The sequence below is a fragment of the Staphylococcus taiwanensis genome (assembly GCA_020544305.1).
Taxonomy (GTDB): domain Bacteria; phylum Bacillota; class Bacilli; order Staphylococcales; family Staphylococcaceae; genus Staphylococcus; species Staphylococcus taiwanensis.
Genome location: CP058667.1, coordinates 717780 through 736119, shown reverse-complemented (window position 1 = coordinate 736119; position 18340 = coordinate 717780). Strand labels below are relative to the sequence as shown.

17 protein-coding genes are annotated in these 18340 nt (G+C 30.9%); 9 read left to right on the top strand and 8 right to left on the bottom strand.

Translation table 11 applies throughout. From position 1 onward, the window contains the following. Positions 1-151: 151 nt before the first annotated feature. From HYI43_03315 to HYI43_03305, 3 genes are all read right to left on the bottom strand, one after another. The gene (locus tag HYI43_03315; GenBank protein UDI77626.1) at positions 152-1363 is read right to left on the bottom strand and encodes a multidrug effflux MFS transporter; all 1212 of its coding nucleotides are present in this window, start codon (positions 1361-1363) and stop codon (positions 152-154) included. Between the two features lie 88 nt (positions 1364-1451). Further along, complete coding sequence (locus HYI43_03310) at positions 1452-2813, bottom strand: hypothetical protein (GenBank protein ID UDI77625.1); 1362 nt, start codon at positions 2811-2813, stop codon at positions 1452-1454. 190 nt (positions 2814-3003) lie between these two features. Continuing rightward, the gene (locus tag HYI43_03305; GenBank protein ID UDI77624.1) at positions 3004-3462 is read right to left on the bottom strand and encodes a MarR family transcriptional regulator; all 459 of its coding nucleotides are present in this window, start codon (positions 3460-3462) and stop codon (positions 3004-3006) included. A gap of 158 nt (positions 3463-3620) precedes the next feature. Between HYI43_03305 and HYI43_03300 the strand changes: the two genes are divergently transcribed. After that, positions 3621-4577, top strand: a complete 957-nt coding sequence (locus HYI43_03300; GenBank protein ID UDI77623.1) for a YdcF family protein — start codon at positions 3621-3623, stop codon at positions 4575-4577. 199 nt (positions 4578-4776) lie between these two features. Here the strand turns inward: HYI43_03300 and HYI43_03295 are convergent, their stop codons facing one another. Both HYI43_03295 and HYI43_03290 read right to left on the bottom strand, forming a co-directional pair. After that, a complete protein-coding gene (locus HYI43_03295) occupies positions 4777-5439 on the bottom strand; it encodes an ABC transporter ATP-binding protein (protein UDI77622.1) in 663 nt (220 codons plus the stop codon). Further along, complete coding sequence (locus HYI43_03290) at positions 5439-6494, bottom strand: ABC transporter permease (protein UDI77621.1); 1056 nt, start codon at positions 6492-6494, stop codon at positions 5439-5441. The genes HYI43_03295 and HYI43_03290 overlap by 1 nt, the downstream gene beginning before the upstream one ends. 133 nt (positions 6495-6627) lie before the next feature. Between HYI43_03290 and HYI43_03285 the strand changes: the two genes are divergently transcribed. From HYI43_03285 to HYI43_03270, 4 genes are all read left to right on the top strand, one after another. Beyond that, positions 6628-7302 carry a response regulator transcription factor gene (locus HYI43_03285; GenBank protein ID UDI77620.1) on the top strand — a complete coding sequence of 225 codons (675 nt, stop codon included), beginning with the start codon at positions 6628-6630 and terminating at the stop codon, positions 7300-7302. After that, positions 7295-8668, top strand: coding sequence for a HAMP domain-containing protein (locus tag HYI43_03280; GenBank protein ID UDI77619.1), 1374 nt, complete (start codon positions 7295-7297; stop codon positions 8666-8668). Before HYI43_03285 ends, HYI43_03280 begins: the two co-directional genes overlap by 8 nt. Positions 8669-8795: 127 nt before the next feature. Continuing rightward, positions 8796-9236: a LytTR family transcriptional regulator gene (locus HYI43_03275; protein UDI77618.1), complete on the top strand. Its 441-nt coding sequence runs from the start codon at positions 8796-8798 to the stop codon at positions 9234-9236. After that, positions 9233-9691, top strand: a complete 459-nt coding sequence (locus HYI43_03270; protein UDI77617.1) for a DUF3021 domain-containing protein — start codon at positions 9233-9235, stop codon at positions 9689-9691. The genes HYI43_03275 and HYI43_03270 overlap by 4 nt, the downstream gene beginning before the upstream one ends. Before the next feature lie 74 nt (positions 9692-9765). On the opposite strand, the gene mqo is transcribed toward HYI43_03270, so the two are convergent. Next, entirely contained in the window at positions 9766-11244 is a 1479-nt protein-coding gene (gene mqo / locus HYI43_03265; protein ID UDI77616.1) for a malate dehydrogenase (quinone), read from the bottom strand. 338 nt (positions 11245-11582) lie between these two features. On the opposite strand from mqo, the gene HYI43_03260 reads away from it, so the two are divergent. Beyond that, positions 11583-12734 (top strand): glycosyltransferase family 4 protein, encoded by a 1152-nt coding sequence (locus tag HYI43_03260; GenBank protein UDI77615.1) that lies wholly within the window; start codon positions 11583-11585, stop codon positions 12732-12734. Positions 12735-12882: 148 nt separating this feature from the next. Here HYI43_03260 and HYI43_03255 read toward each other — a convergent pair whose 3' ends face one another. After that, entirely contained in the window at positions 12883-14484 is a 1602-nt protein-coding gene (locus HYI43_03255; GenBank protein ID UDI77614.1) for an L-lactate permease, read from the bottom strand. Positions 14485-14863: 379 nt separating this feature from the next. Between HYI43_03255 and HYI43_03250 the strand changes: the two genes are divergently transcribed. Then, the gene (locus HYI43_03250; protein UDI77613.1) at positions 14864-16555 is read left to right on the top strand and encodes a CDP-glycerol glycerophosphotransferase family protein; all 1692 of its coding nucleotides are present in this window, start codon (positions 14864-14866) and stop codon (positions 16553-16555) included. A 71-nt stretch (positions 16556-16626) separates the two neighbouring features. On the opposite strand, the gene HYI43_03245 is transcribed toward HYI43_03250, so the two are convergent. Next, on the bottom strand, positions 16627-17142 hold the full coding sequence (locus tag HYI43_03245) for a GNAT family N-acetyltransferase (GenBank protein ID UDI77612.1): 516 nt from the start codon (positions 17140-17142) through the stop codon (positions 16627-16629). Between the two features lie 188 nt (positions 17143-17330). Here HYI43_03245 and HYI43_03240 point away from each other — a divergent pair, with 188 nt between their 5' ends. Both HYI43_03240 and tatC read left to right on the top strand, forming a co-directional pair. After that, entirely contained in the window at positions 17331-17555 is a 225-nt protein-coding gene (locus HYI43_03240) for a twin-arginine translocase TatA/TatE family subunit (GenBank protein ID UDI77611.1), read from the top strand. Further along, entirely contained in the window at positions 17506-18255 is a 750-nt protein-coding gene (tatC, locus tag HYI43_03235) for a twin-arginine translocase subunit TatC (GenBank protein UDI77610.1), read from the top strand. The genes HYI43_03240 and tatC overlap by 50 nt, the downstream gene beginning before the upstream one ends. Positions 18256-18340: the final 85 nt, after the last annotated feature.

Genomic DNA, 18340 nt, shown 5'->3' with positions numbered 1-18340 from the left:
TCATTTTTCGTTGGAATCATTTTAACCCATTAATTTCTATCCATTCTATAAATCAATGGATTTCGTATGTCATTATGTTCTAATTAATCAGGCACTTTAACATGTCAATTCAATACCATTCCTTTATTAAACCGAATATTTAATAGGCATGTTAATTTGTTTTTTTATGCTTGAACACTTTCATATTAAGTAATTGCAATATAACTAATATGATAGCTGTAATACTAATAATCATGATATATGGCGTACTATTATATTCCCCTTTTAAATTAACAAGCGGCGTCACAATGCCACCTAATAACGATTGTAATAAACCTAATAAACTTGATGCACTACCGCTTCCAGTAGTACGTTCATCCATAGCAATAGAAAAACCTAAAGTTGCTACCCCAGTTACTGGTGCAACTAATACTATGAAGCCAATCACTAAGAGAGCAAAGTGCCAATGATTAATCAATGTTAAAGCTACTATAATAACACCAACAATTTGGACGATCGTCATGACGCGTAATAATACTTGTGGATGATAATAATCTACTAACTTCCCAGCAATTTGGCTAGATACTATTAAAGTTATACCGATTCCGGCAAACATCCAGCTAAAATGTAAAGCTGACACGCCATAAATTTTTTGAACTAGAAATGGTGATGCAGAGATATAGCTAAATAACATAATAAATGTTACACCTTGTATCAACATTGGTAATACAAAGCGCGGTGTTGATAATAAACTTTTAAAATTGCTAAATATAATGCCAATACCACTTTTATCTCTGTATTCACTGGATAATGATTCAGGAACTTTAAATAATGACCCTATAACCATCAATACACCAAATATTGTTAATATTACAAATACCATACGCCAGACTGCAAAACTAAGAATAACGCCTCCTAATGCAGGGGCAATAACCGGTGCTACACCATTAACTAACATTAATAAGGCTAAGAATTTTGTTAATTCGTTACCATTATACATATCACTAGCTATCGCTCTAGAGATGACCGCGCCAGCACCACCGGTAAATCCTTGAACAAATCTTAATAAGACCATTATCCAAATATTATCAACAAAGACAATGCCCAAACTTGCTAAAGCAAAAATAATCATTGCAATGATTAAAGGTTTTTTCCGTCCTATACTATCTGAAATTGGTCCTACGAATAAATTACCTAATCCTAGTCCAATCATAAAAAGTGATAATGTTAATTGCGCATTAGCTGTTGTTGTATCAAAGTCATTTTTCAATTCTGGTAAGCCAGGTAAGAACATATCTATTGATAATGCACCTATAGCTGTTAAAGCACCCAGAATTATAATAAATAATGGTGAATTTTTCTTTTGCGTTTGTTTCATCTCCATTCAAGTCCCGTCCTTTTAATATATTTTTTCATGATTATATAGGTAAGGAGTAGGTGAAGATTCACAAATGAATCTCTCATCCCACTCCTTATTTCGAATTAATTAATTGATAACTATCATTATCACTATCTTCAGTTAATTCATAATTCGTCGTTTCATACTGTCCTAAATGATTCAAATTCAATACTTTAGCTTTAATTGTATCTCCATCTTGAGAAGCACTAACAATTTGAGGACTTGTCATTTCCATTGAATCATTCAAGTTATTTTTTAAAGTCTTATATATACTTGAATTATTTTTTAGAAATGTGCTAACTAAATTAAAATTCTCTTGAGAAATAGCAGTATTTAAAGATAAAGAGTAATTACTAAAGAAATTACTTAATTTTGTTTTCAAACTATTTTCTTCTTTTTCTTTTTGTTCAATATAATCACTAATATCTTCTTTATCGAAATCCAAAGTTGCACTATTTATATTACCTAAATCACGTGCTTTAATCGTTTTAGTTTCTGATTTAAAGGTTTTACCTTTAGCCTTACCAGAAGCCGAAACGATAATGTCTTTGGTTTGTGGATATGGTCCATATTCTCTTGATGTATCGTACTTCATTTCTTTGTCATTAATTTTAACTTTAAGTGAATCTTTATCTAGGTCACTTTTGCCTTTTAATTTAACAGTTAAAAGGGCTTCATTGAAGTTTTCATTGACTTCGACAGTATTGCTCTTGCCATATCTGAAATCAAACTTCAATTGACCACTAAAGTTGCCATATTCCGTTTCCTTTTTAGCATCAATAGAATAAATACCTGGTATAAATTTACCAAGAGACGTTTGTTTATTTGCATCAGCTACGACTGTTTTATTTTTGCCACCGTCTCTAAATTCATATGTTGTTTTCAATTTTGGCTTAACAACAGCTTCTTTTGTAGGAGCTGAAAAACTCATATTATCAAAAATTAAAAAGCGCGTACCATTCTTACTAACGCGTAAATAATTATTACCAGCTCGCGTTTTTAAATATGTAGCTTCTTTCGAATCATTTTTATTGAGTTTTGTAACCGTAGATCGAATATCTCTCGAGAATTTCTTTATTCCTACTTCACTTTTAATATAGCTTATATAGACACTTGCATCATCGGAATCGATGTGTGTATCTTTCGTGCTTAATAACGTTGCAACCTTTTGTGAATCATTATTGTCTATCGCATTAACTAGAATTTTGGTCTGTGCTTCTGGAGAATTATAGTTTCTTACCAACATAAAAACAATAATTAATAGCACAATAATAAAAGCAACAATAATCCATGGAATGAATCTTCTAAGTTTGATATTAGATGCATTAGATTGAGGGGATTTATTTTGTTTGTCTTTTAATTTTTTCCCACAATTTGGACATTTACTTAAGTATTCATCATCAATTTTCTGTCCACAGTTCGGACATGCTTTCATTTAGTCACCAACTTTCCCCTCGCATATCTTCAATATTTATAATTAAATTAATTTCATCATATTTAGGGTATATCTTCTATTATATAATATTCAATACTCACGTTCACACTAATTACTACTATGAAATAACAATTTTATTATGTATTCGCTTCTTGAAAATGGATTTTCCATTAACTTTATTTTATATTTTTCAAACTTTAGCATTAAAGTTTTTGACTCTTTCGTCAATGACATAGAGAACACTAAGCGCTTTTTCAATATCTTTACTTGATAAATCTTCAACCATATCGCTTACAATGCGACTTACGATTTCATTATTCTCTTCAGTATATTGGCGTCCTTTAGCCGTTAAAATCACATATTTCAGTCTTTGATCGATTTTGTCATTGGACTTTTGTAATTCTACAAAACCACTATCCATCAATTTTTTTATGCGTCGGCTTACTGCAGCTTTATTGACCCCCTGTTTCTCAGTAATTTCGGAAATAGACAAAGCATGATAATGACTTAGCAGTCTCAGCACATTAGATTGTTCCATTGAAATACCGTATTTACTTTGTTGATCTTTCAATAATTTAGCAGTTAACGTGTTTGTATCATCTATAAAGCGCTTCATAAATTCGATGTGATTTTTAGAAATTCTGCTCATTCAATTGCTCCTTATTTATTTGCATTTATTTTCTACATACACTTTTAAATAATATCAATAAACATTACCCTTGAAAACCACTATATGAAGATAATAGTTGCTAAAATATGACGTTTTCAATTACATTTAAATATATAAAGAAACTCGAGGTTACTATCATGCTAACAACAATACTGTCACTAATTGTTCTCATAATACTGTTAGGTGTCCTTTTTAACTTTAATAAATTCCTTAACTTAACAGTGTTTATTACAACGGTTACATTATGCTTTCTCATCACAATTATAAATATACTAACAATGACTATTCCTACATTATTAACACTTATCATTATTATCGCCATATTAGGATTAATTATTAAACATTCGCATCTATTTTCATTTGAAAAAGGAAGAAGATTTTTATTTAAAATGAGTAACCATTTGATACATGGTGTTTTATTTATTGCAATACTCATATATATTAGCACCATACCTATACCTATCATAAATGGTATATTTTTATGGATTACTATGATTACGTTTAGTGCGTTCTTCTCATTTGTTATATATCTAGCCTGGTCTTCATCATTAGGTCGTATCACTACCAACAATCAATACGATATCATTATGGTTTTAGGTGCAGGTATTTTTACAGAACGTGTTACACCAATGCTGGCAGATAGATTAAATCGTGCTTTAGAAGTATATCAGCATCAAAAAAGTCATTGCCTCGTTTTAGTGAGTGGTGGTCAAGGTCCAGATGAACCAATACCTGAGTCTCTTGCAATGAAGCGTTATTTAGTTGCTCATGGTATTCCTGTATCTTCTATTATTATGGAAGATCAATCGACAAGTACTTATGAAAATTTCTATTTCTCACGAGATATGATTCATTCCCGTTTTAATCACAAACCTAAAATGTTATGCGTTACAAGTCAATTTCATATTCTTAGAGGGCTTCGCTTTGCGCAAAAATTGAATTTAAAAATGGATGGAATAGGAAGTCATACACCTTATCATTTCTTTAACATTGCACTTATACGTGATTTCCTAGCGCTTATGTATCAATATAAATTGCTATTAACGATTTACTTTGCTATTTTATTCTTTTCATCAATCTATGTGCTATTTTAAAATTTAATATTTAAATTAAAAAGGAACAAACGGGAGTGAAACAGAATTCAATTCGAATTCATTATTTCACCCCCGCATGGCATGACTAGAACTGAGAAAAGATTGATTTAAGCGCCTTCTCAGTTCAGTCAGCTACTGCTAATTTGCAAAATAGCATGATTATATTGTTTATGTTCCAGACTCACTGTTCCTTTCTTGTTTATTTTATCAATCCGTCTTCCAATCGAATAACACGATCTGCATAGTCAAAAAGTCTTTTATCATGTGTGATCATGATCCCTACCATATGTTGGTCCTGTACTTGATTTTTTATCATTTCGACTACTTTAACTGCACGTTCTGCATCTAAACTTGCTGTAGGTTCATCAGCTAGAATAATTTTAGGTTGATTCATAAAAGCTCTCATGATTGCAACACGTTGTTTCTCACCACCTGATAGCATATGTGGATATGCCGTTAGTCGATGTTGTAAACCAATACTTTCAAGTAAACGTTTAGCTTTATCTTTGGCTACTTTAGTTTTGATTCCCGCTTCTTTTGCAACGATGACAAGTTGTTCTTCAACTGTTAAATATGGCACTAAATGCGCTGATTGAAAAATAAACCCAATATCTTTTAAGCGTAAAGCCGTTTTGTCTTTATTTTTAGAAAATAAAGATTCACTTTGATATAAGACTTCTCCATTGGTAGGTGTTAATAATCCTCCAATGATATTGAGAAGCGTAGACTTACCTGAGCCAGAAGCGCCATTTAGAATAACAAATTCTCCAGGTTGAACTTTAAAATTGATATCTTTTAAAACTTTTGTTTCGGCTGAGCCACTGCCAAATTCCATTGAAATATGTTCTATTTGTAAAGTCATTATTCTGTTCCTCCTATCGCTTCTATTGGATCCACTTTAATCACTTTTATAAAAGATAATAATGCGCCAACGAGACTAACGATTAGAAAAACAATAATCATTAATAAGACGTTATTATAATTTAAATAAAATGGCATAGTAACTGGCATAAATGCGTTTAATATGAAAATAACTAGTGTCGCTATAATTACACCAATCATTGTGGTTAATATAATTTGAAGCAGCAGTGCTAAAAGTAGATGCTTAGTTTTAATACCAATGGCTTTAAGTATTCCAATTTGTGGAATCTTTTGTATCGTCATCACATAAAAGAAAGCACTTAACACAATTGCCGTAATAGCAAATAAACTTATAATCATTAAATTAAGCGGTGTTTGTTCTGCTTTATAACTTGCTATATTATCTGTTAAAACTTGTTGATTCACTACTTTAACTCCATCAATCGCATTTATATGATGTGTATTCGTTTTATTTAAATGCGTCACTGGGTAAAATGATGCTGATTGCTTATTTAACGTATTAAATCCTGTTTTATTCATTAATACCATTGAACTATGTGCATACATTGCTTCATCAAGAATTCCACTTACTCGAAACGGTTTATCATGACCTTTAAATGTGATGATATCGCCCACTTTAATATTTTCACCTGTAAGTTTTTCATTAATTGCAATTTCATTTTTATGGTTTGGATACTGACCACTTTTAAGCGTTGGATATAAGTGATGTGGTGTTGTAAATACCATTACGTCTTGGTCTTGTTTATTAAGTTTTAATGTTTGGGTACTCAGCTGAGTTGGTTCTTGCTTTATAAATTTTTGAATGTCATTTTTTTGATTTTGAGTTAATTGTGAACTTTCGATTTTAGGTTCTTTATTATCCTGTACAATATATTGTTGTGCTGGCATATTACTCAAAAACGAAATATTCTCTCTTGCTAATCCTTGTGCTAAACCGCTTATAAATAGCACCATACTACCTAATAAGAAGATTATTAGCATAATTAATGTATAACGGAATTTATAAAACTTCATTTCCTTCCATGCTAAATTCATTTTTATTCCTCCCACTTCTATTTTCAAAATTAAGCTTAATCTTGAAATATGAACTGAGTATGAACTTTGGCTACATTTGTGTAATAAGCGTGATATTCTTATAGTAATAAAAAAATAAAGGAGAATAATAGATATGGTGAAGTGTTTAATCGTAGATGATGATGCTAAAATATTGCATTATGTGTCACAACATCTCGAATTGGATAATATTCAAACAATTACACATTCAAGTGGTGAAGCTGCTCTAAATTATTTATCACATCATCAAGTTGACATTGCAGTTGTTGATATTATGATGAATGGACTAGATGGTTTTGAATTATGTCAAATTTTGAAAAATGATTATGATATTCCAGTAATCATGTTGACTGCTAGAGATGCTTTGAGCGATAAAGAACGTGCTTTTATAAGTGGCACTGATGATTATGTAACTAAACCTTTTGAAGTAAAAGAACTTCTATTTCGTATACGTGCTGTATTACGTCGCTATAAAATTAATGCACAAAGTATCATTCAAATTGGCAATGTCACACTAAATGAAGAATTTATGGAACTTTCTGTAGATACTAAAAAACTCAATTTACCTACCAAAGAGTTTCAATTATTATTTTTATTATGTAGACAACCTAAACATATTTTCACACGTGACACCTTAATTGAGAAAATTTGGGGATTTGATTATGAAGGTGATGAGCGGACAATTGACGTACACATAAAGCGACTACGTCAACGTTTATCTAAATTATGCGCTACAATTGAAATTCAAACAATCAGAGGTCAAGGATATAGGGTGGCTAGCTATGTTTAAATCACTATACACACGAATTGCTATCTATACAATTACAGTTATATTGTTAAGTGCATTAATTAGCTTTTTATTAGCTAATGTATACTACCACTACAATTTAAAATCACATAATGACACTAAGATTATGCGAACATTAAAAGATGCACGACATTATTATGAAACTTCAGATAATACGAATTTAAATGCTTATTTTAAACATTTAGGTAAGATGAACTATCAGATTATGACTGTTGATCACCAAAACCATAAATCTTTTTATGGGCATCCTTATCGTAAAGATACACTTAGTAGTTCTCAAATTAAACAAGTACTAAACGGCAAAGATTATCATGGTATTAAAGAAAAGCCGTTCGAGCTTTTTGTTACTGGCTTTTTTGATAATGAAACAGATAATACTGTTGGTATAAGTTTTGAACATCATAGCCAAACACTTGCAGTATTTATGCGTCCCGACATTGGCGAAACGTTTAGTGAATTTCGTACTTTCTTAACCGTATTACTATTATTCTTACTTACTATCTCAATTACACTTGTGATTGCATCTACTTATGCAATTATTAAACCGATAAAAATTCTTAAACAAGCGACTGAACGTTTAATGCATGGTGATTTTGATACCCCTATTCATCAAAGCCGTCAAGATGAAATCGGAACATTACAATATCGATTTGATACGATGCGTCAATCACTAAAACAAGTTGATGATATGCGCCAACATTTCGTTCAAAATGTTTCACATGAAATTAAAACACCTTTAACACATATTCAACGTTTACTTACAGAATTACAATTTACAGCAACACAAGAAAAAAGACAGACGTATATTGATGAAATTCATGACGAAGTAACTCGATTAAGTAATCTCACTAAGGAATTACTTCTCCTATCAGAACTAGATAATGCAAATCATTTACACTTTGATAATCATATACACTTAACTACGATGATTAGAGAAATAATACGTCATGAGCAATTCGAACTGGATAATAAAGATTTAATGTTGTTGTCTGATTTAAGTGATATTTATTTCCAAGGAAATAGTCGTTTATTACATCAAGCTTTCGCTAATCTCATTCAAAATGCAATTAAGTATTCTTCAATTGGTGGTACAGTTGAAGTTCGTCTTTCTCATGACAATAATGATTCCATTTTGCTTAGTGTCAATAATGAAGGAAATACGATTCCTTCAGAAACACAATCACATCTATTTGAGCGATTTTATAAACTTAATGAGCAAGATAATAGTAATGGCTTAGGACTAGCAATTACGCAATCAATTATTACATTACACCAAGGCGAAATTAATGTTTCTAGTGATGTACAACAAGGTACCACCTTTACGATTAGACTGACATCTAACTTATAAATATATTGCATGTATGCAATTGATGTAATAATTTGAACCACTTACACAGTGAGAACTACCGCATACTTATTTTTACTAAAAAAAGCACCCTATCATGATTAAATTAAATTATGGGGGAGGTTAAAATATGAAACTTAGACTGCATATATCACCTGATGAAAAAGAAAAATTTGTTGCCATTCATGCACCATCGTTAGATGAAGATGTTCAACAAATTATGTCTTGTATTGAAGATTTAGATCGTGTGACTCAGTTATATGGTAAATATGAGGATGCGATTTATGTACTAGACATTAAATCGATTGTCAGTTTTCGAACTTATAATAATCAGGTAGTGGCAATTAAAGGTATGAATCAATTCAAAATAAAAGAACGATTGTATGAATTAGAAGCTAAATTACCTACTTCTTTTATTAGAATTTCTAAATCTGAAATAGTTAATATTGATAAAATTGAAAAACTTCATATGGAACCAAATGGGCTCATTAGAATGTATTTGAAAGATTCCGATTTCACATACTCCTCCAGAAGATATTTAAAATCGATAAAGGAGCGATTATCGTTATGACAAAATTATACAAATTTCTAAGTATCCCTTTGTTAATTGGACTAACGCTATCTATCATTTTTAGTTATATTCATGCCGAAGGAGAATATTACCCTTTATCTCCTATATCTACATTAGGAAAATTTTATTATGCTCATTTTACTGAACCAACTGTCATGCTTATATCTATTATATTATGGTTATTAATTGGCGTGCTTTTTTATCTGACAAATTTCATTTTTACACATACTGACTGGAGTATCACACGCACAACGATTTTGCATTTCATATTTAGTTATATTGGGTTGCTACCAATTGGCATTTTAGCTGGATGGTTTTCATTTAAAATTGAAAACATTTTGATATTCACATTTTATTTCATCATTATCTATTTAATGATTTGGATAAAATCTTACTTTAAAAACAAAAAATACGTTACAGAAATCAATCGACAACTAAATAAAAGGGTTAAATAAAATTTGGCTAGTTACTCTTATAATTCATTTAGAGTAGCTAGCCAATAATTTGTTATATATACAGACTTATGTCATTATTTAACGTTTAAATATTTTTGAATTTCTTTATTTACAGCACGATACACATCTTCATGATCAGTTAATTTTAGACCAAATGATGGTACCATTTCTTTAATTTTAGGAACCCATTGTTCAAAATTATTACTATAACAACGTTGTAATAAATCAAGCATTATATCTACTGCTGTAGAAGCACCTGGAGACGCTCCTAATAAAGCTGCTAATGAACCATCATCTGAAGTAATCACTTCGGTACCAAATTGTAAATTACCTTTACTGTCTTCAGTATCTTTAATCACTTGAACACGTTGTCCAGCAACAATAACTTCCCAATCTTCATCTTTCGCGTTAGGAACGAAGACACGTAAATCATTCATACGATCTTTATGTGTAAGCATTAATTGTGAAACTAAATATTTAGTTAAATCAAATTCTTTTACACCTGCTGATAGCATTGTAATGACGTTATTTGGTTTTACAGAACGAATTAAGTCTAAATTAGAACCTGTTTTTAAGAATTTAGGTGAGAACCCTGCAAATGGTCCGAATAATAACGCGCGTTCTCCATTGACAAAGCGAGTGTCTAAATGTGGTACAGACATTGGTGGTGCACCCACATCCGCTTTTCCGTATACTTTCGCATGATGTTTTTCAATAACTTCTTTATTAGTACAACGTAAGAATAAACCACTTACTGGGAAACCACCAACATGTTTCGATTGTTCAATACCTGTCTTTTGTAATAGTGGTAAACTCGCTCCACCTGCACCAATAAAGACAAATTCTGATTCATATGTTTGTACATTTCCAGAATTCAAATCCTTAACGGTAACTTTCCAGTTGCCATTATTTAACTTCTCAATATTCTGAACTTCTTGTTTATACGTAACTTCAACATTTCTTTCTTTTAAATTAGAAATTAATTTTTTAGTTAAAGCACCAAAGTTAACATCTGTACCACTTTCATCACGTGATAATGCAATTGGCACGTGAGATGTTCTACCCTCGACCATTAATGGAACCCATTCTTTAATTTTTTCACGATCTTCTGTAATATCCATTTTTTCGAAAAGGATATTTTCTTTTAATGCTGCGACTCTGTTTTTAAGAAATCTTACATTAAAAATACCTTTTACAAAACTCATATGTGGCACGGATTGAATAAAATTGCCTGGGTTTTCTAATTGTCCTGTTCTTACTAAATGCGCCCAAAATTGTTTTGATACTTGGAATTGTTCATTAATTTTAATTGCTTTAGTAATATCAACAGAACCTTCTTTGCCCTCTTTTGTGTAATTCAATTCGCATAATGCAGAGTGCCCTGTACCAGCATTATTCCAAACGTTAGAACTTTCTTCACCAGATTGTTCTAATTTTTCAAAAATTTTAATTTCTTTGTCTGGAGATAATTCCTTTAATAGTGTTCCTAATGTTGCGCTCATTATCCCGCCACCTATTAAGATGACATCTGTTTTGCTATGTTGTGAACTCATAACAATACAGTCCCCCTTTTTAATCACATCTTCAGTCGATAGGTATAAGACCCTGGCTTAATAAATTAAAACGCTTTCTTTATTTATTAAAAATTTTTAATATTAATTTTACGCAATAACGTAAATCGACTTTTTTATAACTACTCTAATTATATACATAATCTTACTATGAAAAAAGTGTTTACACTAATTATTCAATGATTTACATCAATGTGGTGTCATTCTCACTCATTAAGAACTTCAAAGTGGTTAAAAACTTTGAAGCGATATGGATATTTCTATTAGGAACTTTAGATACATGCTATAATTTTTTATTATGAACAAATCGAGGTGTATTTATGAAGTCATTTACTTTTTTAATGCATAATATTTATGCACTAGGTGGAACAGTTAAGGCTGTTACCGAGTTAGCAAACACACTTTCAAATAAAGGACATCATGTTGAAATCATTTCTGTGTTTAGAGCTCAAGACAAACCGTATTTCAAAATTAATGAAGACATAAAAATTAAAAACCTAGTAGATTATCGTATGAAACCTCAAAATGTTGTTTCAATTATAATGAACCGTTTAAACAAATTTAGCCCCTTTTTACAACCCACACATCTCTCAAAATTTGAACCTGGGTTAAATCAATTTTCGAAATATGTAGAACACAAAATGATCAAAGCAATTAAGCAAGTAGACACTGACATATTAGTTGGAACTAGAGCGAGTTTTAATATTTTAATATCAAAATATCGTCCTAAAAATGTGTTGACGGTTGGGATGGAACACATGAATTTAGAAGCCCATCCGCAAGACTATCAACATGAGATATTAAATGCTTATCAAGGTTTAGATCTTGTCACTACATTAACGCATCATGATCAGAAAAATTATGAAAAACATCTTGATACACCTGTTTTCACAGTACCGAATATTGTAAATAATCATAAATTGAATGTTTTAAAAGAGAATATTATTATAAGTGCTGGAAGACTGGAATATGAGAAGGGTTTTGACCTTTTAATTGAGAGCATTCGACGTATCCAAGATGATTTACGAAAGCTAAATTTCACTGTTGAAATATACGGAGATGGGCAAGAACGTCATCATTTACAACAGTTAATCAATACAAATAAGCTTGATGATTTAATTACAATTCATCCTGCTACACAGCAGCTAAACAACAAACTTGCTCACAGTAAAATAACTGTAGTTCCTTCAAGAAATGAAGGGTTTGGAATGGTCCTTTTAGAAGCCATGGCTCAAGATAATGTTGTTATTAGTTTTAATGGTACGCTTGGACCAGAAAGCTTGATTGAACATAATAGTAATGGTTACTTAGCCAATTACAACGATGCAGGATCACTAGCCAAATATATTGATATTGCTATGAATCATATTGATCATTCTCAAGACATGCTTACGCATGGAAATAACACAGTTGAACAATATTCTTCTAATTCAATATATAAAACGTTTATGCAAGCAATCAATCATCAATAAAAACTTTAAAAAAGACTAGTTTTATTTTTCAAGTGGCACATGATCTTTTTGATTTGTATCTTCTCTCTCTTGGATCCTAAACATTAAAAAAGGGTTGGAACGAGATTTCGTTCCAACCCTTTTCTTATTCTCAATGATGCGTTGATATCTATAATATTAGTGATAAGATAAATGTCCAAATACAGATAAAGATTAATAATCCAATGCTGTAACGTAATGTCATTTTAAGTAATTCAGATTCTTTACCTACTTCTTTAACTGCAGCAGTAGCAATCGCAATAGATTGAGGTGAGATTAATTTAGCAGCTACACCACCAACTGTATTTGAAGCTACAAGTAAAGAACCACTTGTTCCAATTTGTTGCGCAACTGATGCTTGAATTGGTGCAAATAATGAGTTGTTATTAACCACTGATCCTGTCATAAATACGCCAATCCAACCTAAGATTGGTGATAAGACTGGGAAGACATTTCCAGCTTTTGCAATACCTTGTCCCATTGCAGCACTCAAACCACCATAAGTTGTGATTTTAGAGATTGCTAAGATGAAACAAATTGTTAAAACTGGTAACCATAATTCTTTGAAAGTAACCCCGAATAAACGACCAGCATCGCCAAAGCTTACTTTTTTAGCCATTAATACCGTAATAATAATAGTTATTAAAATAGCTGTACCTGTTTGTCCAATAAAGTTAAAGCTTAATGTGATTGGTTTATGAGCAATATCACTAAATGTGCCTGGCAAATTAAAGTTCAATACTAATGACGCTAATTTACCGTTTGGTAAAAATAAGTTTTTGAAGAATGGTGCACTCCAAATCATAACAATCACAGTTAAAATAACGAATGGACTCCATGCATAAAAAATATCTTTTGCTTTATGATGTTTAACTGGTTCTGGTTCAACATCTTTCTGCACTCGATAAATATTTTTTGGTTGGAATTTTCTAGAGAATAAAGCTAAAGCGCCCATAGTTACTAGTGGTGGAATAATATCAGCTAATTCAGGTCCATTGTATACTGTTAAAAGTCCTTGTAACAAAGTATAAGTAATAGATACGACTAGTATCGCTGGTAATGTTTCTTTAATACCTTTTAGACCATCAATAATGAAAATGAGTAAAAACGGAATAAAGAAATTAATAATTGCTAGAGTTAATGTTGATGTTTGAGACACGCCCATAGCGTGTACGCCACCAGGTAAATGAAGTGTATCTACAACACCCACTGGAATACCAATCGCACCAAAAGCACCTGATGCAGCGTTTGCTACTAAACATAACATAGCGGCTTGTAATGGTCTAAAACCTAATTGTGATAATAGTAATGCACAAATAGCGATTGGTACACCAAACCCTGCGGCACCTTCTAAAAATGCATTGAATGCAAAACCAATTAATAATAATTGAATACGTTGGTCTTGAGAAATACTTGTAATACTATCTTGAATTGTATTAAATTGACCAGATTCTTGTGTAATTTTGTAAAGCAATACGGCCATCATAACGATATAACCGATTGGAATAATACCTTGATAGAAACCTTCAACTACACCACCAGTTGCGATACCTACTGGTAATTTAAAGAATGGGATGGCAATTAGAAGTGTAACAACTAATGTTGTAATTGCAGCATATATACCTTTCATTTTAAATAAAGTTAAACATAATAAGAATAGAATAATGGGTACTGCTGCTATTAAACTAGATAACACTAAGTTACCAAAAGGGTTAAATGTTTGAACTAACATAATTTTGACTCTCTTTCCTTTATTTTTTATTAATAAGTTTCTAGCTATGTGAACTATTTCATCTTTTTCAAGATATATAGTTATTTACTTAAATTAATATTGTCGACAACTTAACAATGCTAGATTTCACAATTTTTATATCTTGTGAACTTTTTCACAATAAAAATATAACACCTTTTTATATGAATGACAATACTATATAGTAATTTAAATCAAGTTTTTGTGAAATTTTTAACAAAAATGATTTTCAAGATTTTTCTATTATTTTTTTCGGAATTTTCACGCAAAATTATGATGTATAGTGATGGGAATTGTGATTTTTTTTAATGCCCGTGGTAAAATGAATATATGAAATTTACGAGTAAAAGGATAATGTATGATGATTAAACAAATAAATATCTCAAATATGTTACATCTTGAATTACAACTTAAAAAGGCTAAATCAGCAGGCTTTTCACATTTTATTCCTTATTCCAATGACATAAAAATCAATCAAGAAATGTTAGAAGCAGTAGAATTAACTCACAACTCAATTGCAGTAGATTACACAATTAATGCACTATATTTAAATGACTGTCGTTATTTCGGAGAAGATAAATTAAACTTTTTATCATGGATGAAAAATATTAATCATTATCCAAACCTTATTTATGATATTGACGCCACACTATTACATTTATCTAAACATGATATTCACTCCATTATGGACTTAGCCGTTATCACTGTTTTAAAAGATGAAATAGATATTGATAATCATGTTGTATTTGATTTTGCTAATCGAATACCGACGAGTAAAGTCTTTTGGAAATCATTAAATATTCATGACATAAAACAAATCAATCATTTCGATTTAAATAAACTAGCATACATAGATGGTCATCCAATTCCATATTCTAAATTTAAATTTCCAGGTAAAGAAGAAGAGATGCGCTTTGCTGATAGTTGGTTAGTTACAACTAAATTCAAACTACCTAAATGGCTATATCATAAAATGCATAATCATGCTTTAAAGAACCATCGAAATTTAAGTTATGTTTATGAAAAAGATCAATCACAAGTTAAAAACCACGTTGTCTTTCTAGGCTTTGATTATGGTTATCGTGGCAATTCCAAGTATTTATTTAATTATTTTGTAAAAAGAAATCCTACAACCGAAGCCTATTTCATCACGAATGATAGACGTGGACCATACTTTTTACCGACTGATGCTGAAGGTAACAAAGCGTTGATTGAGTCAGCACGTATTGTTGTTACCGAAAGTTATATTCCTGATGAATTTAAACCAAACGGTAAAGTTATTCAATTATGGCATGGTACACCTATTAAGAAACTATTCTTAGACAGTAAAGAACCTGATCAAAACAAAAATATTTATAATTATAAAGCACGCAAATATAATAAATGGTTACATCAAGATTATCTATTAACAGATTCAGTAGCTGCCGAAGGTTTGTTTGAAACTGCCTTTCCTAATCAGCATACGCAAATGATTCCGTACGGTTACCCAAGAGTGAGCTATTTATTACATTATCAAAATGACAAAAACCATCAAAAGAAAGTTAAAGATGCATTAGATGTCGATCGTACCAAACCAATATTGCTATATGTTCCAACTTGGCATGCAAAAAATAGCGATATTGAATTATTAACCATTACACCAGAATTATTGAATGAATATCACATTGTATTTAAAGGTCATGTCGAAGATACCAATCATGATATTCCAGATGGCGTTATCGTAGCGCCTGCAAATATTGAAACCCAAGACTTAATATTAGTTGCAGATGTCGTCATTACTGACTATTCATCAATCATTTTTGATGCATTAACTATAGATAAGAAAGTTTGTCTTTTCACTCCTAATCATGATGCTTATAAACAAGAACGTGGTGTATACGACGATGTTATGGACAGTTTGTCTAAAGTTTGGTATACAGATGAGACATTATTACATGATAATTTAATTCATCACACGCTTACTGAATTACCAAACCATCCACTTGTAAATACGCATAATACTTCTTTGAAGAAGTTAACACAGTTAATGAGAGATATCTTAAACGATAAATAAATCAATAAAATGGCCGACATGACTTCACATGAAGATACATGTCGGCTCTATTAATATTAAACTGAATTTACTTAAACGCTTCTTTCCATGATTAAATCTATATCAATAACATTTCCAGTATGAAACTCGTGTTGTCCAGTAACTTCAAAGCCATGCTTTTTATAAAAATTCAATGCCTGATGATTATGTTCCCACACACCAAGCCAAATTTTTGTTTTGTTTAATTTTTGTGCTTTTTCAATTGCAAGATTAATTAAATGTTTACCTCTGCCTCCACCTTGATATGTTTTATAGAAATAAATACGTTGAATTTCTAAATAATCATCGCCTTTAGGTTCCGTTTGTGCTTTACCAGTATTTAACTTTAAGTAACCAGCGATTTGATGATCGATTTTATAGAAGTAATGGTATGAGTCTGGATTAGCCATTTCTTTTAGTAACAATGGTTCATTGTAATTGTCCTCAAAAAATTTCTTAAAATCTTCTTCCGTATATTCACCTTCAAAAGTATCATAAAATGTCGTTTCAGAAATTTGTCGTAACGCACTAACTTCATTCTCTTTAATTCTTTCAATTGTCTCTGACATCGCTATTCCCCCTTTTTGAATATAAACGATTTTTACTCAATGCTTATCATATTGTGTTCCCTATCAAATACTTTATAGACATTTAAATTTAATTAATTTGTGAATATATCAATTTACTATTGATAATACTTATCAATGAGTATAAAGTAAAGATGATATTAGTATATAACAAGAGTGAGGTTTTAAATATGTTCCAAGATATGTTTGTTTTAGGCATTACAGGCCCAACAAGTTTAGTAGTAATCAGTATTATCGCTTTAATCATTTTCGGTCCAAAAAAATTACCACAGTTTGGAAGAGCCATTGGTAGTACGTTAAAAGAATTCAAGTCAGCTGCTGAACATATGAATACAGATGATGTGCATGACACTCCCAGTAAAGAGTCAAAACAACAACGAGAACACTCTAAATAATTCAACGCTGTTAGAACACTTTGATGAGCTACGCTCACGAATCGTCAAAGTGTTTATTGCTTTTGTGATTTCTACAATTATCGTATATATATCGTCACATTGGTGGATTAAACCATTTATTCATTATATAAAACGTGCACATGTAACCTTACATGCTTTTTCATTTACTGAAATGATTCAAATTTATATTATGATTATTTTCTTCGTTGCATTGTGCCTAATAATTCCGATTATTTTTTATCAATTGTGGGCATTTATAGCACCAGGTCTTCATCCCCATGAAAGAGGCTTTATTTATAAATTTAGTATATGGTGTGCTCTATTATTTATATTTGGTGTTGCCTTTGCGTTTTTTATAGGTTTTCCATTAATTATCAAATTTTCATTAACCTTATCTACAATCTTAAGTATAGAACCTGTTATTGGATTTAAAGCATATTTACACGAACTAATAAGATGGTTATTAATATTTGGAATACTATTTCAACTTCCAACTCTGTTTTTAGGATTAGCAAAATTCGACCTTATTGAAGTTAATGAATTACATAAGTATCGTAAATATATTTACTTTGGTTGTTTCGTTATAGCAAGTATTATCGCACCACCAGATATTACTTTAAATTTATTACTCACTTTGCCACTTATTATTTTATTTGAGTTTAGTATGCTCATCGCTAAAATAGCACAGCGTAAGTCCTAGACTTCATATTTCAATTAATGCAAATCATAGACCCTCGAATGTGTTCTTATTCATGAACGCACTCGAGGGTCTATTTATGATGGAT

Bases quoted from the DNA above. Each gene is read 5' to 3' on its own strand.
- HYI43_03315 (UDI77626.1), bottom strand. From the start codon at position 1,363: ATGGAGATGAAACAAACGCAAAAGAAAAATTCACCATTATTTATTATA.
- HYI43_03310 (UDI77625.1), bottom strand. From the start codon at position 2,813: ATGAAAGCATGTCCGAACTGTGGACAGAAAATTGATGATGAATACTTA.
- HYI43_03305 (UDI77624.1), bottom strand. From the start codon at position 3,462: ATGAGCAGAATTTCTAAAAATCACATCGAATTTATGAAGCGCTTTATA.
- HYI43_03300 (UDI77623.1), top strand. From the start codon at position 3,621: ATGCTAACAACAATACTGTCACTAATTGTTCTCATAATACTGTTAGGT.
- HYI43_03295 (UDI77622.1), bottom strand. From the start codon at position 5,439: ATGACTTTACAAATAGAACATATTTCAATGGAATTTGGCAGTGGCTCA.
- HYI43_03290 (UDI77621.1), bottom strand. From the start codon at position 6,494: ATGAATTTAGCATGGAAGGAAATGAAGTTTTATAAATTCCGTTATACA.
- HYI43_03285 (UDI77620.1), top strand. From the start codon at position 6,628: ATGGTGAAGTGTTTAATCGTAGATGATGATGCTAAAATATTGCATTAT.
- HYI43_03280 (UDI77619.1), top strand. From the start codon at position 7,295: ATGTTTAAATCACTATACACACGAATTGCTATCTATACAATTACAGTT.
- HYI43_03275 (UDI77618.1), top strand. From the start codon at position 8,796: ATGAAACTTAGACTGCATATATCACCTGATGAAAAAGAAAAATTTGTT.
- HYI43_03270 (UDI77617.1), top strand. From the start codon at position 9,233: ATGACAAAATTATACAAATTTCTAAGTATCCCTTTGTTAATTGGACTA.
- mqo (UDI77616.1), bottom strand. From the start codon at position 11,244: ATGAGTTCACAACATAGCAAAACAGATGTCATCTTAATAGGTGGCGGG.
- HYI43_03260 (UDI77615.1), top strand. From the start codon at position 11,583: ATGAAGTCATTTACTTTTTTAATGCATAATATTTATGCACTAGGTGGA.
- HYI43_03255 (UDI77614.1), bottom strand. From the start codon at position 14,484: ATGTTAGTTCAAACATTTAACCCTTTTGGTAACTTAGTGTTATCTAGT.
- HYI43_03250 (UDI77613.1), top strand. From the start codon at position 14,864: ATGATTAAACAAATAAATATCTCAAATATGTTACATCTTGAATTACAA.
- HYI43_03245 (UDI77612.1), bottom strand. From the start codon at position 17,142: ATGTCAGAGACAATTGAAAGAATTAAAGAGAATGAAGTTAGTGCGTTA.
- HYI43_03240 (UDI77611.1), top strand. From the start codon at position 17,331: ATGTTCCAAGATATGTTTGTTTTAGGCATTACAGGCCCAACAAGTTTA.
- tatC (UDI77610.1), top strand. From the start codon at position 17,506: ATGACACTCCCAGTAAAGAGTCAAAACAACAACGAGAACACTCTAAAT.